Origin of the sequence: Streptomyces sp. CGMCC 4.7035 (assembly GCF_031583065.1) — a bacterium.
Classification (GTDB): Bacteria; Actinomycetota; Actinomycetes; order Streptomycetales; family Streptomycetaceae; genus Streptomyces; species Streptomyces yaanensis.
Map to the genome: position 1 here is coordinate 1421404 of NZ_CP134053.1, position 25392 is coordinate 1446795.

Annotated in this window: 16 protein-coding genes; 12 read left to right on the forward strand and 4 right to left on the reverse strand. The window is 71.8% G+C overall.

The genetic code is table 11. The features are described from left to right. The first annotated feature begins 83 nt into the window (after positions 1-83). From Q2K21_RS05830 to Q2K21_RS05860, 7 genes are all read left to right on the forward strand, one after another. Entirely contained in the window at positions 84-1817 is a 1734-nt protein-coding gene (locus Q2K21_RS05830) for a DUF3492 domain-containing protein (RefSeq protein WP_386276037.1), read from the forward strand. A gap of 269 nt (positions 1818-2086) precedes the next feature. Then, positions 2087-3451, forward strand: coding sequence for a hypothetical protein (locus tag Q2K21_RS05835; RefSeq protein WP_386276036.1), 1365 nt, complete (start codon positions 2087-2089; stop codon positions 3449-3451). A 194-nt stretch (positions 3452-3645) separates the two neighbouring features. Then, complete coding sequence (locus Q2K21_RS05840) at positions 3646-4605, forward strand: NAD-dependent epimerase/dehydratase family protein (RefSeq protein ID WP_310766415.1); 960 nt, start codon at positions 3646-3648, stop codon at positions 4603-4605. Further along, a complete protein-coding gene (locus Q2K21_RS05845) occupies positions 4593-5342 on the forward strand; it encodes a spherulation-specific family 4 protein (RefSeq protein WP_310766420.1) in 750 nt (249 codons plus the stop codon). The genes Q2K21_RS05840 and Q2K21_RS05845 overlap by 13 nt, the downstream gene beginning before the upstream one ends. A gap of 63 nt (positions 5343-5405) precedes the next feature. Continuing rightward, positions 5406-6584: an adenylyltransferase/sulfurtransferase MoeZ gene (moeZ, locus tag Q2K21_RS05850; protein WP_310766423.1), complete on the forward strand. Its 1179-nt coding sequence runs from the start codon at positions 5406-5408 to the stop codon at positions 6582-6584. Between the two features lie 204 nt (positions 6585-6788). Beyond that, positions 6789-7076: a hypothetical protein gene (locus Q2K21_RS05855; RefSeq protein WP_310766427.1), complete on the forward strand. Its 288-nt coding sequence runs from the start codon at positions 6789-6791 to the stop codon at positions 7074-7076. A gap of 212 nt (positions 7077-7288) precedes the next feature. Further along, entirely contained in the window at positions 7289-8359 is a 1071-nt protein-coding gene (locus tag Q2K21_RS05860) for a tyrosine-type recombinase/integrase (RefSeq protein ID WP_310766431.1), read from the forward strand. Here the strand turns inward: Q2K21_RS05860 and Q2K21_RS05865 are convergent. The 3 genes from Q2K21_RS05865 to Q2K21_RS05875 all read right to left on the reverse strand — a co-directional run bounded on the left by Q2K21_RS05865 (position 8354) and on the right by Q2K21_RS05875 (position 14615). Next, positions 8354-9889, reverse strand: coding sequence for an alpha/beta hydrolase (locus tag Q2K21_RS05865; RefSeq protein WP_310766434.1), 1536 nt, complete (start codon positions 9887-9889; stop codon positions 8354-8356). The genes Q2K21_RS05860 and Q2K21_RS05865 overlap by 6 nt on opposite strands. Positions 9890-10044: 155 nt before the next feature. Continuing rightward, a complete protein-coding gene (locus tag Q2K21_RS05870; RefSeq protein ID WP_310766437.1) occupies positions 10045-11598 on the reverse strand; it encodes an alpha/beta hydrolase in 1554 nt (517 codons plus the stop codon). A gap of 143 nt (positions 11599-11741) precedes the next feature. Continuing rightward, positions 11742-14615 carry a lysylphosphatidylglycerol synthase domain-containing protein gene (locus tag Q2K21_RS05875; protein WP_310766440.1) on the reverse strand — a complete coding sequence of 958 codons (2874 nt, stop codon included), beginning with the start codon at positions 14613-14615 and terminating at the stop codon, positions 11742-11744. Between the two features lie 186 nt (positions 14616-14801). On the opposite strand from Q2K21_RS05875, the gene Q2K21_RS05880 reads away from it, so the two are divergent. The 5 genes from Q2K21_RS05880 (at position 14802) to nudC (ending at position 25059) form a co-directional block, all read left to right on the forward strand. Then, on the forward strand, positions 14802-15167 hold the full coding sequence (locus Q2K21_RS05880; RefSeq protein ID WP_310766445.1) for an MGMT family protein: 366 nt from the start codon (positions 14802-14804) through the stop codon (positions 15165-15167). Positions 15168-15424: 257 nt separating this feature from the next. Next, on the forward strand, positions 15425-18886 hold the full coding sequence (locus Q2K21_RS05885; protein WP_310766448.1) for an ATP-dependent helicase: 3462 nt from the start codon (positions 15425-15427) through the stop codon (positions 18884-18886). Between the two features lie 63 nt (positions 18887-18949). After that, complete coding sequence (locus tag Q2K21_RS05890) at positions 18950-22540, forward strand: UvrD-helicase domain-containing protein (protein ID WP_386276025.1); 3591 nt, start codon at positions 18950-18952, stop codon at positions 22538-22540. Positions 22541-22550: 10 nt separating this feature from the next. Then, entirely contained in the window at positions 22551-23954 is a 1404-nt protein-coding gene (locus Q2K21_RS05895) for a dipeptidase (protein WP_310766454.1), read from the forward strand. A 163-nt stretch (positions 23955-24117) separates the two neighbouring features. Then, the gene (gene nudC / locus Q2K21_RS05900; protein WP_310766457.1) at positions 24118-25059 is read left to right on the forward strand and encodes an NAD(+) diphosphatase; all 942 of its coding nucleotides are present in this window, start codon (positions 24118-24120) and stop codon (positions 25057-25059) included. A 66-nt stretch (positions 25060-25125) separates the two neighbouring features. Here nudC and Q2K21_RS05905 read toward each other — a convergent pair whose 3' ends face one another. Continuing rightward, positions 25126-25383, reverse strand: coding sequence for a mycoredoxin (locus tag Q2K21_RS05905; RefSeq protein WP_310766460.1), 258 nt, complete (start codon positions 25381-25383; stop codon positions 25126-25128). Positions 25384-25392 lie beyond the last annotated feature (9 nt).

Sequence of the window (25392 nt, forward strand, 5' to 3'; positions counted from 1 at the left end):
ACCGTCATGTCCGCATACCTTCTTCCCGCTGCGAGCCGCCGGGGCAATGGCGGCTCCTCATGCGGGAGATCGGGGGTGTGTTCGTGCGCATCGGACTGCTTACGGAAGGTGGCTATCCGCATGTGAGCGGTGACGCCAGGCTCTGGTGTGACCGACTTGTGCGCGGGCTCGGGCGGCACGAGTTCGAGATCTATGCGCTCAGCCGCAGCGAGCGGCAGGAAGCCGAGGGCTGGATCCCGCTGCCGCCGCAGGTCAGCCGGGTACGGACGGCGCCTCTGTGGACCGCGGGGGACGACGGGGTCGCGTACGGGCGCCGGGCGCGGCGGCAATTCGCCGAGGCGTACGAGGAATTGGCCGCCGCATTCTGTGCGGCACCGGAGCCCGGGGCGCCGCAGAGCGCGTCCGGACCGGTCGGGCCCGAGGAGGACCGTTTCGGCAACGCCCTCTACGCGCTTGCCGAACTCGCCCGCGACGAGGGCGGACTGGTCGGCGCCCTGCGTTCCGAGACCGCCGTCCGCGCACTGGAACGCGCCTGCCGCGCCCCGGGCGCCATCCGGGCGGCGCGCACGGCACGTGTCCCCGATCTGCTGGATGTGGCCGCGCACGTCGAACGTGCCCTGCGCCCTCTCTCGCTCGACTGGTACGAGGACGACGGGCTCGGCTCGGTCGACCTCTGCCATGCCACGACGGGCGGCGCCGCGGCCCTGCCCGGGCTCCTCGCCGGGCACTTCGCGGGGGTCCCGCTGCTGGTCACCGAGTACGGCGTGCACCTGCGGGCGCACTACCTGGGCACGTCGGGCGGAGGGCCCTCCGCGGTGCGCGCGCTCCTCGCCTCCTTCCAGCGCCGGCTCGCCTCCGAGGTGTACCGGCGGGCCGTGTGCATCACGCCCGGCAACACCCATGCCCGCCGCTGGCAGGAGCGGTGCGGCGCCGACCGGGACAAGCTGCGCACGGTCTACCCCGGCATGGAGGCGTCCCGGTTCACCGAAGTGGGCGAGTCGGCCGACTGCGGGGATCCTCACACGCTGGTCTGGGTCGGTCGCGTCGAGCCCGCCAAGGACCTGATCTCCCTGCTCCATGCCTTCGCGGAGATCCGCAAGGAGGATCCGAAGGCGCGGCTCCGGATCATCGGATCCGCAGCCGACGCCGAGGGTGAGGCCTACCTCGGGCACTGCAGGGCACTGGCCGCTCAGCTCTTCCCCGACGAGGCGGAAGGCGTGCACGCCGTCGGTGACAACCCGGTGTCCTTCGAGGAGATCGGCGGCCCGGAGGTGCCCGATCGGGCGGAGGCCTACGCGGCCGGGGCGGTCGTCGTCCTGTCGAGCGTCGTCGAAGGCTTTCCGATCAGTCTGGTGGAGGCCATGTTCTGCGGCCGCGCCACGGTGTCCACCGACGTGGGCGCGGTGGTCGAGGTCATCGGTGGTACGGGCCTCGTGGTCCCACCGCGCAACCCGCGGGCGCTCGCGGAGGCGTGTCTGGCGATGCTGCGCGACCCCGAGCGCCGTGAACGCCTGGGTGCGGCCGCCCGCGCGAGAGCCCAGGAGCTCTTCACCGTCGAGCAGAACGTGGCGGCATTTCACGGTATTTACCTGGAGATCGTCTCCCGTGCGCCGGTGCGACGGGTGCTCGTGGACGACGCGGGGGAACCGCTGCCCTTCGGGGTGCCGGCGGAGGCGCATCTGCCCGGCCGCTGGACCGAGCTGCGCCACCTCGCCGGGAAACCGCGCTGGGCATGGGCACCGGGCCGCGCGGTGGCACCCGTACGCGCCGCCGGGCCGTTCCAGGAACCCGTCCCGGCGACGGAGGGCGCGCTATGAGCGACCTGGGAGAACTGGATCGCCGTGGCACCCCGGGCAGGCCCGGAGGGTGGGACGCGCGGTCGCAGGAATGGCTCGCCGGTGCGGGGGAGACGGGCTTCCACGCGGAGGAGGCGACAGGGGCAGGCGTACGCGCGGACGCGGGAACGGCGGGCTCCGGCGCCGAAACGGCGGCGAGGGCCGCCGTGCTCGGGACCGCGCGCGCGGCCCGCACGGGCGCGCCCGAGGCGTTCCGCGCCGGGTTGTGCGGCGCGGAAGGCGCGCCGGACCTGCGCGGGGGCGCGCTCGACGAGGCCCAGGCCGAGAAGGGGGACGAGTCCTGGACATCGGAGGGTGCGCGTGTCGCGCAGAGGGGCGCGCGCGACGAATCTCCCGCCGGGGCACGCCCCGACGCAGTTCCAGACGACGCGCGTCCCGATGAATCGTCGGCCGAGGCGCGTCCCGATGGATCGCCCGCCGAGGCGCGCACGGATCTCACCGCGCCGGAGCGCGCGCTCCACACGGCAGCCGACGCCACGAGCCCCGCGCCCAACGCCGGCGCCAACCCGTCTCGCAAAACCCCCGGCCGCCGGGGCGCCGCCGACCCCGTCAAGGCCCTCATGCACCAGCACCGTGACCTTTGCGAGCGCGCTGTCGACCCCTTGGAGATCGCGGCCGGCCTTGAGGCCCACGGCCTGACCGACCGGACCGCCGCGCGCTTCCGGCATCGCGACGTGTTCTCGCTCGCCGAGGAGATGTACGCGCGCGTACCGCGCGACGGCGACCAGCCCCGGCAGCCTCCCGCACCTCCGGACGTCCGCCGCGGGCACTGGTCCTGGGCCGTCCTGGCGCTGCTCCCCGGCGCTCTGTGCGCGGGCGCTGTCATCGGGCTGCGGCTCACCGAAGGCCGGCTCCGCCTCGCCGTCGCCGTGCTCGGTGCCGTCGCCGTAGTGCTCGGTCTGCGCGTGGCGCTATTCCGAGGTCCCCTGCACGCCCCCTCCCACGCCACCCCGGCCGCCACGCGCGCGTGGACGTGTTGGCTGCTCGCGTACGCACTCCTCGGCGACGGGCTGCTGCGCGCCGCGCTGGACGGCGGCCCCGACGGTCCCTGGCCCCTGGCCACCGCGCCCGTCCTGGCGCTCGCCCTGGCCTGCGGCCCGGCCGCCTGGTGTGCCCACCTCCTCGCCGTCCGCGCCCGCCGCAGACTCGCCGTCAGCCGTGGCCTTGAGGAGTTCGCGTCCTCCGTCACCCCACTGCTCCTGGGCGTGTTCGGACTTTTTCTGTGCGGTCTGGGCGCGCTGCTGGCGCTGTGCGGGGCCGTACTCGGCGAGCCCGCCGCGTACGCCGGCGCCGGTTCCCTCGGCGCGCTCCTGCTGCTCGCCCGCCTGCTCACCGTGCATGGCTTCGGCCACGCCCCGGCAGTCGTCCTCGGTGCCGCGGCCGCCGCCGAGGCGACCGCGCTGACCACGGTCTTCGTCGGCCGCCTTCCCGGCTGCTCGTTCCTGGCCACCCCGGTCGAGACCCTGGCCGCCAACAGGGGCACGGACGCCGTCCCGGCCCTCGTCTGCGCCCTCGCCGCCCTGACCCTGCTGCTGTACGCGACCCGCACCCTGACCCGGGCCTCGGCCCATGCCCGGCCACCCGGATCACCCTGAGCAGCGGCCCATGACACACCCCCACCTCCGACGCCATGGGCCGCCACCGTTGCCCGGGACACCGTCCCCACTCCCGGCACACCCCTCCCGCGGGGCCGACACCGCGGGCTCCTCTCATCCCACGGCACCACCCCTGAAGGAGAACGTCAGATGATCACCTCCCGAACCGGAGAGTCCGCCCCGGGAGCCGCCCGATGAGGGTCCTGCTGATCGGAGCCAACGGATACCTCGGCCGCTTCGTGGCCGACCGCCTGCTCGCCGACCCGGCCGTGCAGCTCACCGCGCTCGGCCGCGGCGACGACGCCGACGTACGGTTCGACCTCGCGTCCGGCAGCCCCGGCGCGCTCACCCGCTTCCTGGACGCCGTGCACCCCGGGGTCGTCATCAACTGCGCCGGAGCCATCCGCGGCGGCGCCCGCGAACTCACCCGGCACAACACCGTCGCCGTCGCCACCGTCTGCGAGGCCCTGCGCCGCAGCGGCTGCGGGGCCCGACTGGTCCAGATCGGCTGCGGCGCCGAATACGGACCGAGCCAGCCCGGTTCCTCCACGGCAGAGGACGCGGTCCCGCGCCCCGGAGGCCCGTACGGCGTCAGCAAGCTCGCCGCCACCGAACTGGTCCTCGGCTCAGGGCTCGACGCGGTCGTGCTCCGCGTGTTCTCGCCCGCCGGGCCCGGCACCCCCGCGGGATCTCCGCTCGGTCGGCTCGCCGAGGCCCTGCGCCGCGCCATGCAGTCGGGCGACGGCGAACTCAAGCTCGGCGGGCTCGGCGTCCAGCGCGACTTCGTCGACGTACGCGACGTCGCCCGCGCCGTCCACGCCGCCTCCCTCTCCGCCGCCCAGGGAGTGATCAACATCGGCTCGGGCCGCGCCGTACGCCTGCGTGACGCGGCCGCCGTCCTCGCCCGCGTCGCCGGCTACGGCGGTGCCCTGCACGAACTCGACGGCCCGCCCGGACCGGTGCGGCCGTCCATCGGCCATCCCCGGGGCGAATCGGAGCACGCCACTCCAGTCGCGTACCCCTACCCGGACGGCTGCGGCAGCTGGCAGCAGGCCGACGTGCGCACCGCCCGCGACCGGCTCGGCTGGCGGCCCCGGATCAACCTCGAAGAGTCCCTCGCCGACATCTGGATGGAGGCGGCATGCCGCATCTGACCAGCGTGACGACGGGCACCACGAGCACCGGCCTGGGCCCCGGCCTCGGCATCCCGGGCTATGCGCACCCCCTCGTCGCCCCCTTGGAGTGGGGCGAACTCACCCGCCCGGGCACCCCTGTCCACTGGGTCGTCCTCAATGTGAGCGGGGGCCCCGGCGCTCGGCCCGACCCACACTGCCTGGAGGCCGCGGGACGGCTGCACACCGTCGGCGTGCGTGTTCTCGGTCACCTCGATGCCGCATACGGCGCGCGCACCCATGGCGAGCTGATCTCCGAGGCGCACCGGTATGTCGACTGGTACCGGGTCGACGGCTTCTTCCTGAACCGCTGCCCCACCGAACGCGCCATGCTTCCCGAGGTCGGCCGCACGATCACAACTCTGCGATCCCTCCTTCACCACGGGCACATGGTCCTGGGACACGGCACCCACCCGTATCCCGGCTACGTGGAGTACGCCGACCAGCTGGTCACCTTCTCCGGCTCCTGGAGCGACTACCGCTGGTCGCAGGTGGCCGAGTGGACTGCCGACCACCCGCCCGAGCGGTTCTGCCACTTCGTCCACGGTGTGCCTCGCGGCCACCTCGACGAGGCGCTGCGCATAGCCCGCTGGCAGGGCGCCGCGACCATCTGGTTCACCGACCGCACGGATCGGGGCGGCCGCGCCGACCCCTGGGAGGGCATGCCCGGTTACTGGGACGAAATCGTCTCGCGGGTCGGGACGGGTGTCTCGGAATGAAGAAGGGCGTGGCAGTGTTACGGGGAGAACAACTGTAGTGATTGACCGACCAACGGAGTCCCCGTGTCGCTGCCACCCCTGGTCGAGCCGGCCGCCGAGCTCACCGTAGACGAGGTCCGCAGGTACTCCCGCCACCTGATCATCCCCGACGTCGGGATGGACGGGCAGAAGCGGCTGAAGAACGCCAAGGTGCTCTGTGTGGGCGCCGGTGGTCTGGGCTCGCCGGCGCTGATGTACCTGGCCGCCGCGGGCGTGGGCACGCTCGGGATCGTGGAGTTCGACGAGGTCGACGAGTCGAACCTGCAGCGGCAGATCATCCACAGCCAGTCCGACATCGGCCGCTCCAAGGCAGAGTCCGCGCGCGACTCTGTCCTTGGCATCAACCCGTACGTGAACGTGATCCTTCACGAGGAGCGGCTTGAGGCCGACAACGTGATGGACATCTTCAGCCAGTACGACCTGATCGTCGACGGCACGGACAACTTCGCGACCCGCTACCTGGTCAACGACGCGTGCGTACTGCTGAACAAGCCGTACGTCTGGGGTTCGATCTACCGTTTCGACGGCCAGGCCTCCGTCTTCTGGTCGGAGCACGGCCCCTGCTACCGCTGCCTCTACCCGGAGCCCCCGCCGCCGGGCATGGTCCCGTCCTGCGCCGAGGGCGGCGTGCTCGGCGTGCTGTGCGCCTCCATCGGCTCCATCCAGGTCACCGAGGCGATCAAGGTCCTCACCGGCACGGGCGAGCCGCTCGTCGGCCGCCTGATGATCTACGACGCTCTGGAGATGCAGTACCGCCAGGTCAAGGTCCGCAAGGACCCGAACTGCGCGGTCTGCGGCGAGAACCCGACCGTCACCGAGCTCATCGACTACGAGGCCTTCTGCGGCGTCGTCTCCGAGGAGGCCCAGGCGGCGGCCATCGACTCGACGATCACTCCCAAGCAGCTCAAGGAGTGGATCGACGAAGGCGAGAACATCGAGATCATCGACGTCCGCGAGCCGAACGAGTACGAGATCGTCTCCATCCCGGGCGCCCGGCTGGTCCCGAAGAACGAGTTCCTCATGGGCGCCGCCCTGCAGACCCTCCCGCAGGACAAGAAGATCGTCTTGCACTGCAAGACCGGCGTCCGCAGTGCGGAAGTCCTCGCCGTCCTGAAGTCGGCGGGCTTCGCGGACGCGGTCCACGTCGGCGGCGGCGTAATCGGCTGGGTCAACCAGATCGAGCCCCATAAGCCGGTGTATTAATCAGCGGTCTCGCTGACCAGCGAGGCAGAAGAAGCCCACGGCTCTGACCAGTTCAGATGCCGTGGGCTTCTGTCGTTGTGGGTCGGGCGGATCGGCAGTGCCCTGCCGATCCCAAAGCAGCCTCGTCGGCCTTCACGCGGTCGGTGAGACGGGTTCGGCATAGCCGTAGAGTGTGTGAGTCCGATCACCACGGGATGGCCCGTCATGACACTTGCCACGGTGCGCATGGATCATGAGCGCATGCATCCTCGGTTAAGCCGCATCGCTGGCATAGCGCTCCTTCTGCTCGGTATCGCCGTCGTGCTCTGGAGGGTCTTCGGTAGCCCTAGGGACTGGGAGGGCGACATGAGATGGCTTCGTAGCGGCCTCATGCTGGGAGCTCTGGGGGCGATCGGCCTCAGCGCGCGACTGATATTCCCCGGCGTCAAGGGTGATGCACCGGATGAGGTGTCCGAGAAGGACGACGGAGCAGCTCCGGATGAGAGGCCATGAGCCGGTCTGTTGCTCAGCGCCCTTACCCACCACTCTCCCCAGCTCCCATCCCGTCTGCCGTCGACCCACACACCGTGGAGCGGGCGTGGTTCAGGGCGTCAAGGTGGAGCGCGCCACTGTACGAACGACCTTGACGCCCTGGGCCGGCACCTGCGCTTCGACCCGAACGACGTGCGGGCCTGGGTAGACGCCCAGCTTGGGGAGGCTGCCTGATGGCTGGGCATATCCAAGACCGCTGGTACAAGACCGAGCCTGGACCCAACGGCAAGGTCGTCAAGGCCAAGACCGAGCGGTACGGCGTCGGCCTGCGCTACCGCGCCCGCTACGTCGGTCCGGACGGCTCCGAGAAGTCCAAGAGCTTCCCCGACCGTCAGAAGCGGCTTGCTGAGCAGTGGCTCGCGCAGATCGAGGCGGACATGTCGCGCGGGCAGTACATCGACCCGCAAGCCGGTCGCCTCACCGTTCGACAGCATGCCGAACGCTGGTTGGCGTCGCTCACCATGGATCCCGGCACCTTCGTGGGCACCGGGCAGCGCATCCGCCTGCACGTCCTGCCCTACCTGGGCAGTCGCACGCTGGGCTCGCTCCGGCCGACGCACATCCGTGAGTGGCTGCGAAAGCTGCAGGACGGGGGAGTGGCGCCCGCCTATCAGCGGGTGATCTTCGCGAACCTCTCCACCATGCTCACGGCGGCCGCGGATGACCGCTTGATCCCCGAGAATCCCTGCCGGTCGTCGTCTGTGCGTGCGCCGAAGCTTGACCCTCGCCGGATCGTTCCATGGTCGCGGGAGCGTGTGCTCGCGGTTCGCTCGGCGCTCCCGGAGCAACACCGGGCCATGGTGGATTTGGCAGGCGGCTGCGGTCTGCGTCAGGGCGAGGTGCTTGGTCTCGCGGTCGATGACGGGGACTTCAGCGAAGGGATGGTTCACGTGGTCCGCCAGGTCAAGCGCATCCGCAATCGTCCGGTGTTCGCGCTGCCCAAGGGAGGCAAGACACGCACAGTGCCGCTGCCGGAGAGCGTCGCTCGGTCGCTGGAGGAGCACATCAGTCGGCACCAGCCCGCCGCCGTGACGCTGCCGTGGCGTGAGGTCGACGGCGCGCCGGTCACGGCTTCCGTGCTCTTCCATGGCGGCCAGGGGCGACCGGTGGACCGCAACCACTTCAATCGTGGGGCCTGGCGTCCAGCTCTTGACGCGGCGGGTGTCCCTCGCGGCCGACGTCGTATGCGGCCTGACTTGCCGGTGGGTACTGAGCCGCGGCTCACCTCCCCGTCATCGTCATGAGCAGACCTTGCCGTCCTCCGGAACCGTTCCGTCCAGCAGGTACGCGTTCACCGTCGAGTCCACGCAGTCGCTCCCGCTCCCGTATGCCCCATGGCCCTCGCCCTTCCAGGTGAGCTCCACACCGACGTCCTTGCCCAGCTCGTGGGCCATCTTCCGGGCACCCTCGTACGGCGTCGCCGGATCCCCGGTGTTGCCCACCACCAGCACCGGCGCGGCTCCTGGCGCGCTGACCTCCGGATGGTCGAACTGCCCGGTCGCCGGCCAGTCGTGGCACCAGCCCGCCGTGTCCCAGCCCAGGAAGTCGCCGAAGACGGGCGAGATCTTCTCGAACTCCGGCAGCAGCTTCTTCGTTGCCTCGAGCGTCGGCCGCTGCTTGTCGTCCAGGCACGATATGACCCGTTGCGAGTGCGTCGTCGTGCCGTAGCGGGCCGAGGTGTCGCGCTCGTTGTAGCGGTCGGCCAGCGTCAGCAGCTCCGAACCGTCCCCGGCCTCGGCCGCCCGGAGCGCGCTGGTGAGCGTGGGCCAGCCCGCCTTGCTGTAGAGCGGCAGCACGATGCCGGTGACGGCCAGGGTCTCTGTGAGCTTGCGGCCGGACGACGTCTGCAGCGGCTTCGCGTCGATCCGCTTCAGCAGATCCGCGATCTTACGGGAGCCCTGCTTCGGGTCCTGACCGGTTGATTTGAGGTAGTCGTCCAGCGCCCGCTGGAAGCCACGGGCCTGGTTCTTCGCGTGGCCCACGCTGTCGGCGGTCGGGTCGACGACGGCGTCCAGCACCAGGCGCCCCACGCTCTTGGGGAACAGGTGGGCGTACACACCGCCCAGTTCGGTGCCGTACGAGATGCCGAAGTAGTGCATGGTCCCGTCGCCGAGGACCTGGCGCATCAGGTCCATGTCGCGTGCGGTGTCGGTCGTCGAGACGTGCAAGAGCAGCTTGCCGGCGGCTGTCGCGCAGCCCCTGCCGAAGGAGGTGGCGTCATCGAGGTACACCTTCTCCTCGGCGGCGTCGTCCGGTGTCGCGTCGATGCTCTCGGCGGCCTGGATCGCCTTGTCGCTGCGGCAGCGGATCCCCTTGCTGGCGCCCACCCCGCGCGGGTCCCAGCTCACCAGGTCATACCGTTCGTGGAGCTTGGAGACCGCGCTCTCGTACGACGGCATCATCGAGACGCCGGAGCCGCCGGGGCCGCCGAAGTTGAACAGGAGCGAGCCGATGCGACTGCTTCCGCTCGCCTTGGAACGGATCAGGGCTATGCCGATCGTCTCGCCGTCCGGTTTCGCCCAGTCCAGCGGTACCTTCAGCGTCGCGCACTGCCAGCCGCCGCCCGGCGCCGACGAGCCCTTGCAGCGGCTCCAGTCGAGCTTCTGCGAGGTGAGCGAAGAGGGCAGCTTGGAGGAGGCGGTGGGCGCTGACGCCGACGACGAACGGGACCTGCCCTTACCCTCGTCCTCGCTCCCGCCGGACGAACCGCTGCTGCAGCCGGTCATCAGCGCCGCGGCGGCGACCGCGGCCGTCCACCGTACGAACCGTGACATGTGCACCCCCCTCATGAGCTCTCCGCACGGAGCCGCGGGGAGCAGTCAGGCCATAGTAGGCGGATCAAGCCGAACCCATGGCTGCCTGTGGATAACTGTCTGACCTGCACTTTTGCTCCGAGTGCGATGCTGGTTGGGGATGTGGGCCGGTGGGGCTAGGAGCAGACGGTGCCGGCCGTCGGCACCTTCCCGTCCAGCAGATAGCGGTTCACTGCTTTCTGCACGCACTCGTTCCCGCTGTCGTACGCGCCGTGCCCCTGACCCTTGTACGTCAGCTCGACACCGGCACCTCTGCCCAGTGCCTTGACCATGTTCTTCGCGCCCGAGTACGGGGTGGCCGGGTCGCCGGTGTTGCCGATCACGAGGATCGGCGCGGCCCCGGACGCGCTCACGTTCGGGTGGTTGGAGACTCCTGGCACCGGCCAGTCGATGCAGCTGAGCAGGCCCCAGGCGAGAAAGTCACCGAACAGCGGGGAGGCGGCCCGGAACTGCGGCAGCCGCGCCTTCACATCGGCGGCGGTGTACCGGGGCTTGTCGTCCGCGCAGTTGACAGCGATGAGAGCGGGAATGAGGTCGCTGTACGTGCCGTCCGCGTTGCGCCCGTTCAGCACGTCGGACAGCAGCATCAGCTCCTTGCCGTCGCCGGCGTACGCCTGCTGCAGACCCTCGGTGAGATACCCCCAGTAGTCCTTGGAGTACAGGGCCATCGCGATGCCGTTGGTCGCGGCGGTCTGGGTCAGTTTGCGGGGGGAGATGCCGGGGATCGGCTTGCTGTCGAGGTCCTTCAGCAGTTTGGCGATCCGCTTCGTGATGTCCTGCGGAGTTCTTCCCACCGGGCATCCGGTGCTCTGTGAGGCGCAGTCCCGGGCGTAGTTGTCGAGCGCGAGCTGGAAGCCTTTGGCCTGCCCGACCGAGCTCTGCACCGGGTTCTCCGTCGGGTCGACGACCGCGTCGAACACGGCCCGTCCCACGTTCTTGGGGAACAGGTGGGCGTAGACGCCGCCGAGTTCGGTGCCGTACGAGATGCCGAAGTAGTGCAGCTTGGCGTCGCCGAGCACCTCGCGCATCAGGTCCATGTCGCGGGCGGCGTCGGTGGTGCGCACATGCGGCAGCACCTTGCCGGAGCGTGCCTTGCAGGCTTTGTTGAACTGCTTGGTGTTGTTCACAAACGCCTTCTGCTCGGTCGCGTTGTCGGGCGTCGCGTCCTGCTGGAAGAACGCGTCGAGCTGTCGGTCGCTCTCGCAGACCACGCCCGCGCTGCGGCCGACCCCGCGCTGGTCGAAGCTCACCAGGTCGTAGCGGGTGCGCAAGGTCTCATAGTCCTGTGCGAAGCCGGGCAGCGTGCCGATGCCGGAGGCTCCGGGCCCGCCGAAGTTGAAGATGAGGGAGCCGAGCCGCTTGCTCGGGGGGCCGCTGGCCTTCACCCGGATCAGCGCGATGTCGATGGTGCCGCTCTTGGGGTCGTTCCAGTTCAGGGGCGCTTTCATGGTCGCGCACTGCCAACGGCCGCCGTTCGGAAGGGGCGAGGGGGCGCTGCCGCCGCCCTGCAACGCGGACGGCGCCGGGCAGTCCTTCCACTTCAGCTTCTGTAGCGGCAGCCCCCCGCCCCCGGCGGGGGCGGGGGCGGGGGCGAAGGCCGTCAGCAGGGGGGACAGGAAGACGGCAGTGGCGGCCAGGGCAGTGGCGCGGCTCCGGTGACGGTTAGGCATGCTCTCATCGTGAAGCCGTACGGCATGGTGCGCTCGGGGCCGCGGGCCGTGCGGGTGAGTCCGTTCCCGGCGGCCGTGTGTCGCATTGCGTGAGGGGCGGTGCACGCGCGCGTGCCTGCCGTTGCCGTGTGGATCCTGGATCCCTAGAGCGCGCCCTTGCGCGTCAGATGGTTGAAGAACAGCCACCCCGGCAGCACCGGCAGCCACAGCGTCAGGAGTCGGTACAGCAGCACCGCGGGGGCCGCGACCTCCTTGGGCAGGCCGACGGCGATGAGACCGACCGTCAGCGTCGCCTCGACCGCGCCCACACCGCCGGGGGTCGGGGCGGCCGAACCGAGCGCGTTGCCCGCGAGGAAGACGACCGCGACGCTGGCCAGACTCAGCGTGGTCTTCTCCTCGTGCCCGAACGCCCGGATCGAGGCGTCCAGGCACATCACGAAGGACGCGGTCAGCAGCAGCATGCCGCCGATGCCGGTGACCAGCTTCTGGGGCCGCTGCAGCACGTCGAGCATGCGCGGCACGACACCCGCGAACAGCGACCTCACGCGCGTGACGACGAATTTCCGCAGGAACGGCACCGACGTGACCACCAGGACCAGCACTGCGACCGTCAGCAGACCGGCGATGACCGTCCGGGACGGAGACAGGGACGGCGTCTTCTCGGTCCCCGTGAGGTAGCCGAACGACAGCAGCATCAGGACGTGGCAGCCCAGCCCGAACAGCTGCGACGCGCCGACACTCGCCACCGCGAGGCCCGGCCGCACCCCCGCGCGCTGCAGGAAGCGCGTGTTCAGGGCGACACCGCCGACCGCCGCGGGCGCCACGATCTTCACGAACGACCCGGCGACCTGGGCCGCCACGGTCCGCGGGAACGGCACTCGCTCGGGCACGAAGCCCAGCAACGCCATCGCCGCCGCGACGTAGCTCAGCGCCGAGAAGAACACGGCCGCCGCCACCCAGCCCCACTCGGCGTTGGCGAAGAGCGTGCCGAATTCGATGTGCGTGAGCTGCGTGAGCAGGAAGTACGCGCCGATGGCGCCGGCGATGAAACTGATCAGCGTGCGCGGCCGCACCCGCTCCAGGCGGGCCGGCTCGACCGGGGCCTGTGGCCTGATCCGCAGCACCTGGTGGCGGATCTGGGTGAGCAGATCCTCCTCGCGCGCCTCTTCCAGTGCCTCGTCGATCGCCCGTTTCTCGGCTCGCTGCTCGGCGCGTACGGACTTCTTGTCGAGCTTCTCGAGCACGACCCCGGTGCCCTCGCGGGCCTCCTCCAGACGGGCCAGCTTGGCCTGCTGGGATGCCTCCAGGACCGCGTCCCGCTCGCGCTGTGCCCGCTCCCGGGCCAGTCTCCGGAGCGTCGCGCGCGTGGAGCGCGTCAGTGCGATCGGCTGCAGCAGGGGCAGGCAGTCGGCGACCGCGTCCGGGCCGAGCACGCCGACCGCGGACGCCACCGCCCGCTCGGCGCCGACCCGCAGCCCGAGCGTGGCCAGCAGTTGCGCGATGTCCATCCGCAGCACCAGGTCGCCGGCCGCGATCTCACCGCTGCGCAGATCCGTCAGGATCACGGTGCCGGAACGATCCACCACGATGGCGTCACCCGCGAGCCGGCGGTGCGCGATGCGCCGCGACTGCAGCGCCCGCACCTGGTGCCAGGTGTCGTGCAGCAACCCGTCGGTGATCTCCTCGTCGGCCAGTTGGTCGAGCGTGCGGCCGCCGGTGTGCTCGTAGACGAGCATCACGGCGTCGGGGCCCAGCTCCGAGGTCGCGATCAGCTTGGGCGCGTTGGCGCCGGCCGCGATGGCCGCGTACGCGAGGAGCGCCTCCTGCTCCAGGGCCTGGCGCAGCGACTGCAGGCTGCGCCGGGTGGTGATTCCGCGCAGCGTCAGCCGCCGCCACACCCGGTAGAAGAAGCCCTGTGCCTGCTGCTCGCGGTCGACGACGGTGACGTCGAGGGGCGGGCCGTCCTCCAGGGTGACGAAGTAGCGCCGCCCGCGGTCGCCGTTGTCCGCAGTGTCGGGCGCCTCGTCGCGCGCCGCGCTCACGGGGCGGAAGCCCACGGTGCGCAGGCCCGCCATCAGGGTCCGCCCGGTGGGCCGTACGTTCGGCGAGCCGACCGCGTACAGCGTCCCGGCCGCGACGCTCCAGCCGATCAGCACCGTCAGGATGATCGAGAACGGTGTCGTGTAGCCGGTGACCAGCATCGAGAAGGCGTCGAGCAGAAGCACCACCCACAGCACGGCGCGCCAGCGTGGTCTGCGTGACATGCCCACGGCCGTCATATAGGCGATCACCGGGGCGAGATAGCCGTGCACCGGATCGGTCAGGGCGTGGATGTCGCCGGGGGAGGGCTGCGTGAGCGCCTCCTGGATGGAGTTCGGGGCGGCCCTGGCGACCCACAGGTCTGTGGCGAGTGTCACCCCGTGTGCGAGGACAGCCGCGAGGACGCCGTCGGCGATGCGCAGCCCGTCCCGCTTGATCAGCCGCTCGATCGCGAAGGCGACCGGCACCAGCAGGATCGCGATGCTCGACGCCAGACCCGCGATCTTGATCAGTAGATCGGGTGCCTGCCCCGTGCCCTTGTTGATGTCCTGTTCGAGGCCCGACGTGGTGCCGTGCGCGAAGGCGGCGACGGCGAGCAGCACCACGATGGCGAGCACGCCCACCAGGAGCCGCATCAGATCGGAAGGGCGGTGCACGCGCGCGGGGAGCAGGGGTTCGTCGCCCTCGACCTCTTCGTTGTGGACGTCGGCACGCTCCTCGTCCACATCGGTCCGCCGCTCCGCCTCCGCTGCTTGCGGCCTCTCGGTCTCCCGTTCCTTCTTCCGCGACCGTTCGCTCTCGCGCGTCTCCTCGCGTGCGCTGTCGTCGACGTGGGTCCTCTTGGTCGCGTCATCGTCGGCGCGTGTCCTCTTGGTCGCGTCGTCGTCGGCCTTCCGGGCCGGTCCGGCGGTGTCCGGGCGCGACGAAGCCTCAGACGTGCCCTCCCCGCCCTCGGGGTGCACGCCCTGCTGTCTCATCGTCTCTTCTTGGTCTCGTATCACCAGTCACCGCCCGCACGATGGTGGCATGTCCACCCGACACACGGGGGCATCAGGGTGCAAATGCGGGGGCGCACAGTCTGCCCGAAGCGCAACGCCGGGGCGAGGGCTACGCTCGGCCGCCGTCACCTCACATTGTCGGTGGGGTGGGGCAGGATGGGGCGGATGAGTGAGGAGAGCCTTCCGGCGGACGCCCTGCCGGAGTACGCGGAGCGGGTCCTTGACGTGGCCGAACGCATCCCGCCTGGGCACGTCATGACGTATGGGGACGTGGCGGAGTGGCTGGAGGAGGGCGGTCCGCGCCAGGTGGGCCGCGTGATGGCTCTCTACGGAGGAGCGGTCCCCTGGTGGCGCGTCATCCGCGCGGACGGAGTGCTGCTCCCGGGTCACGAACTGGAGGCACTGGACCACTACCGAGATGAGGGCACCCCCCTGCGCCAGGCGGGCCACGCCTCCGAGGGCCATCTCCCGCGCGTCGACATGAAGCGGGCGCGATGGGACGGCGGCGAGCGCACGGAGGGTCACACCTGACAGCTTCCGGCATCGGACGGGCCGGAGGGGAACCTGTGGCCCGTACGAGGGAAACCGGGCACATCCGTGACATGGCGTACGTTCGTGCAGCATGGGACATGAGTGACCCGATGGGCCCACGGGAACAAGGGGAAGCCCTGCTTCCGCGCCACACACGGGCGTAGCGTCGACGGCGCGCGTCCCCCTCATCCCGCCGCCACCGCCCTCCACGCGGGGCGGCCCTCCCACCAGTACGACCACCAGGACCGGCGAACCACGTGAGCTCCTCTTCCTCCACCAGGCGCCTGCCGCACCCCCGGGTGCAGCAGGGGAGCCGTGGCGCTTACCGACTGGTGCGTACCCCGCCCGTCCAGATGGATCCCCCTCGACTGGACGCAACACAGCGCACTGTGGTTGAGCACACAGCCGGTCCGCTGCTTGTTCTCGCGGGCCCGGGCACCGGCAAGACGACCACGCTCGTCGAGTCCGTCGCCGCTCGGATCACCCGCGGCGGTGACCCGGGACGCATCTTGGTGCTGACGTTCAGCCGCAGGGCCGCCGTCGATCTGCGTGACCGGATGGCACTGCGCACCGGGGCGGCGCACGCCCCGCAGGCCACCACGTTCCACTCGTTCTGCTACGCCCTGGTCCGTGCCCACCAGGACTCCGATCTCTTCGTCGAGCCCCTGCGGCTGCTCTCCGGTCCCGAGCAGGACGTGGCCGTGCGCGAGCTGCTCGCCGGCCAGCCCGACCTGGAGCGTCTCGGCCTCGCACACGTGCGCTGGCCGGACGAACTGCGCGCCTGCCTGACCACACGCGGCTTCGCCGACGAGGTCCGCGCCGTGCTGGCCCGCAGCCGCGAACTCGGCCTCGGCCCGGATGCCCTGCGCCGCTTCGCCCAGCGCATCGGCCGCCCGGACTGGGCGGCCGCGTCAGCCTTCCTCGCCGAGTACCTGGACGTCCTCGACCTCCAGGGAGTGATCGACTACGCGGAGCTCGTGCACCGCGCGGTCCTGCTGGCCCGCCGACCCCAGGTCGCCGAGCGGCTGGCCGCGCAGTACGACGCTGTCTACGTCGACGAGTACCAGGACACCGATCCCGCGCAGGTACGCCTCCTGCACGCCCTCGCGGGCGGCGGCCGGACCCTGGTGGCCTTCGGTGACCCCGACCAATCGATCTACGCGTTCCGGGGCGCCGACGTGGGCGGCATCCTGGATTTCCCGTACGCCTTCCCGCGCGCGGACGGCGCACCCGCGCCCGTGGAGGTCCTCAGGACGTCCCGCCGCTCCGGCGCGGGTCTCCTGGCCGCCACCCGGCTGCTGACCCAGCGCATGCCGCTGACCCGCCTTCCGGCGGAGAAGGTACGGGCCCACCGGGAGCTCGCCGCGGTACGGGACGGGGGCCGCGTCGAGGTCTACACGTACCCGACGCCCGGTACGGAACTGGACAACATCGCCGACATCCTGCGCCGCGCGCATCTGGAGGACGGCGTTCCGTGGGGGGAGATGGCCGTCCTGGTGCGCGCGGGAGCCCGCATGATCCCGACGGTCCGCCGCACTCTCACGGCCGCCGGGGTCCCCCTCGACATCGACGGCGACGACCTCCCATTGCGCCACGAACCGGCCGTGACCCCGCTGCTGACAGCGCTGCGGGCGGTGGCGCGGGCGGAGGCGGTACGCGCGGGCGATGACGGGCGCGCGCGGGCCGAGGCGCCCGGCGCCGGCGATGACGTACGCGCGCGCGGTGCCGCACGGGCGGAGGACGCCGACGTACGCGCGCGTGTCGACGCCACGGCCGAAGACGCCGTACGCGCCGAGGAACCTGCGCGCGCACCTGCCGAGGACGGCCCCGAAGCGTGCTGGCTCGACACCGAGACCGCGCTCACCCTCCTGGCCTCCCCGCTCGCGGGCATGGACGCCGCCGACCTGCGCCGCCTGGGCCGTGCCCTGCGCGAGGAGGAGCGGGCCGCCGGGAACTCCGTACCGCCACCCTCCGACGAACTGCTCACCCGAGCGCTGGCCGAGCCGGAGCGGCTGGTGGCCCACGACCCGGCGTACGCGCGCGGAGCCCAGCGCCTCGGCGCGCTGCTCGGAAAGGCCCGTGAGCGGCTCGCGGGCGGTGGCACGGCCGAGGAGGCCCTGTGGGAGCTGTGGGCCGGCACACCGTGGCCCAAGCGTCTGGAGAACGCCTCCTGCAGGGGCGGTGCGGCCGGGCGCAACGCCGACCGTGACCTCGACGCCGTCTGCGCCCTGTTCGCGACGGCCGCGCGCGCGGAGGAGCGTACCGGCGGACGCGGCGCCCTCAACTTCTTGGAGGAGATCGAGGCCCAGGACATCGCCGCCGACACGCTCACCCGCCGGGCCGTGCGCCCCGACGCGGTGCGTCTGATGACCGCGCACCGTTCCAAGGGCCTGCAGTGGCGCCTGGTGGTCGTCGCGGGTGTCCAGGAGGGCCTGTGGCCGGACCTGCGCCGCCGCGGCTCCCTGCTGGAGGCCGACCGCATCGGCCGCGACGGGCTCGCCGAACCCCTGACCCCCGGGGCACTGCTGGCGGAGGAACGACGCCTGTTCTACGTCGCCTGTACGCGCGCGCGTGAACGCCTGATCGTCACCGCCGTGAAGGCACCCGCTGACGACGGCGATCAGCCCTCCCGCTTCCTCGCCGAACTCGGCGCCGAACCCAAGGACATCACCGGCCGTCCGCGCCGCCCCCTGTCGGTCGCCGCCCTCGTCGCCGAACTGCGCGCCACGACCGTCGACCCGCGCGCGTCCGACGCTCTCAGGGAGGCCGCCGCGCGCCGGCTGGCCCGGCTCGCCGCCCTCGCCGACGAGGACGGGCGCCCCCTTGTGCCGTCCGCGCACCCCTACCGCTGGTGGGGCATGTGGGACCCGACCGAGAGCAAGGTGCCGCTGCGCGACCGGGACCAGCCCGTCGTGCTGTCCGGCAGCGCCCTGGACCAGCTCGCCAACACCTGCTCCCTGCAGTGGTTCCTGGGCCGCGAGGTGAAGGCCGACGCGCCCGCGACCGTCGCCCAGGGCTTCGGCAACGTGGTGCACGTCCTCGCCGACGAGGTCGCCTCCGGACGCACCCCCGCCGACCTCGCCGTCCTCATGGAGCGGCTCGACTCGGTGTGGAACGCGCTCGCCTTCGACGCGCCGTGGAAGTCCGCGCAGGAGAAGGACAACGCGCGCGTGGCGCTCGAACGCTTCCTCAAGTGGCACGTCGATTCCAACGGCGCCCGCACCCGGCGTACGCCGGTGGCGAGCGAGCACGACTTCGACGTCACCGTCGAAGCGGGCGACTACGAGGTCCGCATCCGTGGCTCCATGGACCGCGTCGAGACCGACGGCGAGGGCCGCGCCTATGTGGTCGACTTCAAGACCGGCAAGCAGGCGCCCAGCGCCGCCGAGGTCTCCCGCCATCCGCAGCTCGCCGTCTACCAGCTCGCCGTGCGCGAGGGCGCCGTCGACGAGGCCTTCGACGGACAGCGCCCCGAGCCGGGCGGCGCCGAACTCGTCCAGCTGCGGCAGGGCGCCGCCAAGAAGGACGGCGGCGACACCCTGCCCAAGGTCCAGGCGCAGGAGCCCCTGGAGGGGGAGTGGATCGGCGAGCTGCTGGCCACCGCCGCGGGCAAGGTTCTCGACGAGCGCTTCTCGCCCACCAGCGGGCAGCACTGCACGCACTGCGCGTTCCGGGCCTCGTGCAGCGCACGGCCGGAGGGCCGTCACGTCGTGGAGTGAGAACACCAGTGTGATGGACCCCACCATGCGTGCTGACCAGCGCTTCTTCGCGCCCGGAAGGCGATGTGGCATCCGCTGTCAGTGGCCGCCGCTAGCCTCTCCGACGTGCCCGCCCGTATCACCGACCCCGAGCAGCTCAAAGAGCTCCTCGGTATCCCGTTCACTCCGGAGCAGACGGCCTGCATCATCGCACCGCCCGCCCCGCAGGTGATCGTGGCCGGAGCCGGGTCGGGGAAGACCACGGTGATGGCGGCCCGTGTGGTGTGGCTGGTCGGCACCGGACAGGTCGCGCCCGAGCAGGTCCTCGGCCTGACCTTCACCAACAAGGCGGCCGGTGAACTCGCCGAGCGTGTCCGCAAGGCACTCGTCAGGGCGGGCGTCACCGACCCGGACGTGATCGACCCGGACAATCCGCCGGGCGAACCCGTGATCTCCACGTACCACGCCTTCGCGGGCCGCTTGCTGACCGATCACGGCCTGCGCATCGGGCTCGAACCCACCTCCCGCCTGCTCGCCGACGCCACCCGCTACCAGCTCGCCGCGCGCGTGCTGCGCGAGGCCCCCGGGCCCTACCCGGCGCTGACCCGCTCCTTCCCGGATCTCGTCAGCGACCTCCTCACCCTCGACTCCGAGCTGGCCGAGCACCTCGTACGACCGGAAGACCTGCGGGCGTACGACGCCGAGCTGCTGCGCACACTGGAGGGCGTCAAACTCACCAACGCCGACCTCCGCAAAATCCCCGAGACGGCCGCCGCCCGCCGCGAACTGGCCGAGCTGGTCGGCCGCTACCGCGCGGCCAAGCGGGAGCGCGACCTGCTCGACTTCGGCGACCAGATCGCCCTCTCGGCGAGCCTCGCCGGCCTCCCCGAGGTGGGCCGCATCCTGCGTGACGAGTTCCGTGTGGTCCTGCTCGACGAGTACCAGGACACGTCGGTGGCCCAGCGCGTCCTGCTCGCCGGACTGTTCGGCGGCGGCACCGGTCACCCGGTGACCGCCGTGGGCGACCCCTGCCAGGCGATCTACGGCTGGCGCGGCGCGTCCGTCGCCAACCTCGACGACTTCCCCGAGCACTTCTCACACACCGACGGGCGCCCCGCGACCCGCCAGGCCCTCAGCCAGAACCGTCGCAGCGGCGGCCGCCTCCTCGACCTCGCCAACGGGCTCGCCGAGCCGCTGCGCGCGATGCACGCGGGCGTGGAGGCCCTGCGGCCGGCCCCCGGCGCCGAGCACGACGGACAGGTCCGCTGCGCGCTGCTGCGCACCCACGCCGAGGAGATGGACTGGATCGCCGATTCCATCGCCCACCTCGTCCGCACGGGCACAGCGCCCGGCGAGGTCGCCGTCCTGTGCCGTACGGCGACCGACTTCGGCCAGATCCAGGGTGCCCTCGTCGCCCGTGACATCCCGGTGGAGGTCGTGGGACTGTCCGGGCTGCTGCACCTGCCCGAGGTCGCCGACCTCGTCGCCGTCTGCGAGGTCCTCCAGGACCCCGGCGCCAACGCTTCCCTGGTCCGCCTCCTCACCGGCCCGCGCTGGCGCATCGGCCCCCGTGACCTGGCCCTCCTCGGCCGGCGCGCCCGGCTGCTCGTGTCGCACGCGCGCGTGGCCGCCGACGACGACCCGGACCGCCGGCTCGCGGCGGCCGTGGAGGGCGTCGACCCGTCCGAGGTGATATCGCTCGCGGACGCCCTCGACACGTTCCTCGAACTGCCGATGGAGGCCGAGCGGGAGGACGACGGGCTGCCCTTCTCGCCCGACGCGCGCGTGCGGTTCGCCCGCCTCGCCGCCGAGCTGCGCGATCTGCGCCGGTCCCTCGCCGACCCGCTGATGGACGTCCTGCACCGCGTGCTCGCCGTCACCGGCCTGGAGGTCGAGCTGTCCGCGTCCCCGCACGCACTGGCCGCCCGGCGACGCGAGACCCTGTCGAACTTCCTGGACGTCGCCGCCGCCTTCGCCGCCAATGACCAGGCCGCCACCCTCCTGGCCTTCCTCGGCTTCCTGCGCACCGCCGCCCAGTACGAGAAGGGCCTCGACAACGCCCTCCCCGGCGGCGAGAACACCGTCAAGGTGCTCACCGCGCACAAGTCCAAGGGCCTGGAGTGGGACGTCGTCGCCGTCCCCGGACTGGTCACCGGCACCTTCCCGAGCGCCCAGGGCCGCGAGAAGTGGACGGCCCAGGGCAAGGTGCTGCCGCACACCCTGCGCGGCGACGCCGACACCCTGCCAGACGTCGAGACGTGGGACTCCCGGGGCCTGAAGGCCTTCCACGAAGCCATGAAAGAGCACCAGCACACCGAGGAGCTGCGCCTCGGCTACGTCACCTTCACCCGCCCCCGCTCCCTGCTGCTCGGCTCGGGTCACTGGTGGGGACCCGCCCAGAAGCGCCCCCGAGGGCCCTCGGACTTCCTCCAGGCCCTCTACGAGCACTGTGCCGCCGGGTACGGCGAGATCGAGGTCTGGGCCGACGAGCCCGCGGAGGACGAGGAGAACCCGGCGCTGCGCGAGGCCGCCGCCGACCACGCCTGGCCGCTCCCGTTGGACGAGGCCGCGCTCGCCCGCCGCCGGGCCGCCGCGGAGACCGTACTGGCCCATCTGGACCAGGCCGCGTCGCACGTCGGCGCCCACACCACGGCCACCCACGACCCCTCGGCGTACGACGATCCGGAATGGCCGCCCCCACCGGACGAGGAAGATCTCTACGAGGAGGAAGGCCCCTACGACGAGTTCCCCGACGATTTGCCCGACGGGCTCGCCGACGGCCTCCCCGAGGAGGACGCCTCCGACTGGGACTCCTGGCCGGCGGACCGGCCGGAGGGCCGGCCCGCACCGCACGCGGCACCCCACGCGCGCGTGCCCCTCGGTGACGGCACCCCGACCGTCCCCCACGCCCGCCGGCACCCCGCCGAGGACGCCGCCCCCGCGCTCACCCCGGAGGAGGCCCGCACCATCGCCTCCTGGGACCGCGACCTGGACGCCCTGACCGGAGAGCTGCTGCGCGCCCGCACAGGCGTCACCGAAGTCCCCCTGCCGCCGTCGCTCACCGCCTCGCAGGTGCTGAGCCTGGCCGCCGACCCCGACGGGCTCGCGCAGGAACTCGCGCGCCCCATGCCACGCCCCCCGCAACCGGCCGCGCGTCGTGGCACCCGCTTCCACGCCTGGGTCGAGGCCCGCTTCGAGGAGCTGCGGCTGCCCATGCTGGAACCGGAGGAGCTGCCCGGCAGCGAGGCCGAGATCGCCGACGAGCGCGACCTGGAGGCACTCAAGGACGCCTTCGAACGCACCCCCTACGCCCACCGCACCCCGTACCGTGTCGAAGCGCCCTTCCAGCTGGCCATTGCCGGACGCGTCGTGCGCGGGCGCATCGACGCCGTCTACCGCACGGACGACGGCGAGGGGACGGCGTACGAGATCGTCGACTGGAAGACGAGCCGGACCCGCACCGGTGACCCGCTCCAGCTCGCCCTGTACCGGCTCGCCTGGGCCGAGCAGCAGGGCGTGCCTCTGGAAGCCGTCAAGGCAGCGTTCCTGTACGTCCGCAGCGGCGAGGTCGTACGCCCCGAGGCCCTTCTGGACCGGACCGCGCTGGAGCGGCTGCTGCTGGCCGAGCCCTCCGGCGAGGAACCGGCGGACCGGGATGTCGGCGCGGGCCTATAGGCTCGTGACCATGAGCGAGAGCCCGGACAGTGCCGTCCGTACGTACATCGACAGTCACCGCGCCGCCTTCCTCGACGACCTCGCGGAGTGGCTGCGCATCCCGTCGGTGTCCGCCCAGCCCGAACACGCGGCGGACGTGCGGCGCAGCGCCGACTGGCTCGCGGTCAAGCTCAAGGAGACTGGCTTCCCCACCGCCGAGGTCTGGTCCACCGACGGCGCCCCCGCCGTCTTCGCCGAATGGCCTGCCGACGACCCGCAGGCGCCCACCGTCCTCGTCTACGGCCACCACGACGTACAGCCCGCCGCCCGCGAGGACGGCTGGGACAGCGATCCCTTCGAGCCGGTGATCCACGCGGGCCGTCTCTACGCGCGCGGGGCCGCCGACGACAAGGGCCAGGTGTTCTTCCACACACTCGGCGTCCGCGCCCACCTCGCCGCCACCGGCCGTACCGCCCCGGCCGTCCACCTGAAGCTGCTGATCGAGGGCGAGGAGGAGTCCGGCTCCCCGAACTTCCGCGCCCTCGTCGAGGAGCACGCGGACCGGCTCGCCGCCGACGCGGTGATCGTCTCCGACACCGGCATGTGGTCCGCGGACACCCCCACCGTGTGCACGGGCATGCGCGGCCTCGCCGAGTGCGAGATAACCCTGCACGGGCCCGAGCAGGACATCCACTCCGGCTCCTTCGGCGGTGCCGTGCCCAACCCCGCCACCGAGGCCGCCCGCCTGGTCGCCGCCCTGCACGACGAGCACGCGCGCGTGGCGATCCCCGGCTTCTACGACGGCGTCGCCGAACTCACCGACCGCGAACGCGAACTCTTCGCCGAACTGCCCTTCGACGAGGAGCAGTGGCTGCGGACCGCCAAGTCGACCGCCGCCTACGGCGAGGCGGGACACACCACCCTCGAGCGCATCTGGGCCCGTCCCACCGCTGAGGTCAATGGCATCGGCGGCGGCTACCAAGGCCCCGGCAGCAAGACGATCATCCCGTCCTCGGCCATGGTCAAACTCTCGTTCCGGCTCGTCGCCGGACAGGACCCCGACCACATCGAGCAGGCCGTCCGCGCCTGGGCCGCCGACCGGCTGCCCGCCGGGATCCGGCACGAGATCACGTTCGGCTCGGCCACCCGCCCCTGTCTGACACCCCTCGACCACCCCGCCCTGCGGTCCGTCGCCCGCGCCATGGGCCGCGCCTTCCAGCAGCCGGTCCGCTTCACCCGCGAGGGCGGCTCCGGACCCGCCGCCGACCTCCAGGAGGTCCTCGGCGCACCTGTCCTGTTCCTCGGCATCTCCATTCCGTCCGACGGCTGGCACGCCCCCAACGAGAAGGTCGAACTCGACCTGCTCCTCAAAGGCGTCGAGGCCGCCGCATACCTGTGGGGCGAACTGGGGGAGAACTGGCGCGATGCGGACTGAGGATCTCGTGGCCCGGACGGCCACCCGGGCGGGCCGTGGGGCGCGGCACACTGGAAAGGCCGCCCCGCACGCCCAAGGCCCGCCCGACGCGGGCCCTCCAGCCGTACGTCCCGCTGAACCGCCCGCCGAAACAACCGTTCCACCGGGGGAGTTGGAAGTACCCGTGACCACCTGGACCGACCACACCGCCGACCGACCCATCTCGCTCACCGCCCCGAGCGGCATCGACCGGGCCGCCCACCACCGGCTCGACGAGGCCTGGCTCGCCGCGGCGTGGAGCCACCCCACGACCCGCTGCTTCGTGGTCTCCGGCGGCCAGGTCCTCATCGACGAGACGGCTGACGGCACCACCGAACTCGTGATGACGCCCTCCTTCGAGGCCCCCCTCACCGAGGCCCACCGCTACTTCCTGGGCATCGACGAGGACGGCGTCAGCTATTTCGCGCTCCAGAAGGACGCACTCCCGGGCCGCATGGACCAGTCCGCGCGCCCGGCCGGGCTGCGCGAGGCCGGCCTGCTGCTGTCCCCGCGCGACGCGGGCCTCATGGTGCACGCGGTCGCCCTGGAGAACTGGCAGCGCATGCACCGCTTCTGCTCGCGCTGCGGCGAACGCACGGTCATCGCGGCCGCCGGTCACATCCGCCGCTGCCCCGCCTGCGGCGCCGAACACTACCCGCGCACCGACCCCGCGGTGATCATGGCCGTCACCGACGAGGACGACCGCATTCTGCTCGGCCGCCAGGTGCACTGGCCGGAGGGCCGCTTCTCGACCCTCGCCGGCTTCGTCGAACCCGGAGAGTCCATCGAGCAGTCGGTGCGTCGCGAGGTCTTCGAGGAGGCGGGCATCACCGTCGGCCAGGTCGAGTACGTCGCCAGCCAGCCCTGGCCCTTCCCGTCCAGCCTGATGCTCGGCTTCCTCGCCCGCGCCACCTCCACCGACATCAACGTCGACGGGGACGAGATCCACGAGGCCCGCTGGTTCTCCCGGGAGGAACTGCGGACCGCCTTCGAGTCCGGAGAGGTACTGCCCCCGTACGGCATCTCCATCGCCGCCCGCCTGATCGAACTCTGGTACGGCAAGCCCCTCCCGACGAGGAGCGTCTGACAGGCGCGGTCACATGGCGACGCCCCCTCCGGTGGATCGCCGGAGGGGGCGTGCGGTGTGCTGGGGTCAGGCGCTGAGCGCCTGCTTCACCTGGGCGAGGCTGGGGTTCGTCATGACGACCTCGCCGCCGCCCTTGCTGGGAACCACCCGGACCGTCGGAACCGTCTGGTTTCCGCCATTCGCCTTCTCCACGAACGCCGCGGACTCCGGGTCCTGCTCGATGTTGATCTCGTTGTACGCGATGCCCTCTCGGTCCAGCTGGCTCTTCAGCCTGCGGCAGTAGCCACACCACGTAGTGCTGTACATCGTCACAGTGCCCGGCATGTCGGTTGC

Bases quoted from the DNA above. Each gene is read 5' to 3' on its own strand.
- Q2K21_RS05840 (WP_310766415.1), top strand. From the start codon at position 3,646: ATGAGGGTCCTGCTGATCGGAGCCAACGGATACCTCGGCCGCTTCGTG.
- Q2K21_RS05845 (WP_310766420.1), top strand. From the start codon at position 4,593: ATGCCGCATCTGACCAGCGTGACGACGGGCACCACGAGCACCGGCCTG.
- Q2K21_RS05855 (WP_310766427.1), top strand. From the start codon at position 6,789: ATGACACTTGCCACGGTGCGCATGGATCATGAGCGCATGCATCCTCGG.
- Q2K21_RS05860 (WP_310766431.1), top strand. From the start codon at position 7,289: ATGGCTGGGCATATCCAAGACCGCTGGTACAAGACCGAGCCTGGACCC.
- Q2K21_RS05865 (WP_310766434.1), bottom strand. From the start codon at position 9,889: ATGTCACGGTTCGTACGGTGGACGGCCGCGGTCGCCGCCGCGGCGCTG.
- Q2K21_RS05870 (WP_310766437.1), bottom strand. From the start codon at position 11,598: ATGCCTAACCGTCACCGGAGCCGCGCCACTGCCCTGGCCGCCACTGCC.
- Q2K21_RS05875 (WP_310766440.1), bottom strand. From the start codon at position 14,615: ATGAGACAGCAGGGCGTGCACCCCGAGGGCGGGGAGGGCACGTCTGAG.
- Q2K21_RS05880 (WP_310766445.1), top strand. From the start codon at position 14,802: ATGAGTGAGGAGAGCCTTCCGGCGGACGCCCTGCCGGAGTACGCGGAG.
- Q2K21_RS05890 (WP_386276025.1), top strand. From the start codon at position 18,950: ATGTGGCATCCGCTGTCAGTGGCCGCCGCTAGCCTCTCCGACGTGCCC.
- Q2K21_RS05895 (WP_310766454.1), top strand. From the start codon at position 22,551: ATGAGCGAGAGCCCGGACAGTGCCGTCCGTACGTACATCGACAGTCAC.
- Q2K21_RS05905 (WP_310766460.1), bottom strand. From the start codon at position 25,383: ATGCCGGGCACTGTGACGATGTACAGCACTACGTGGTGTGGCTACTGC.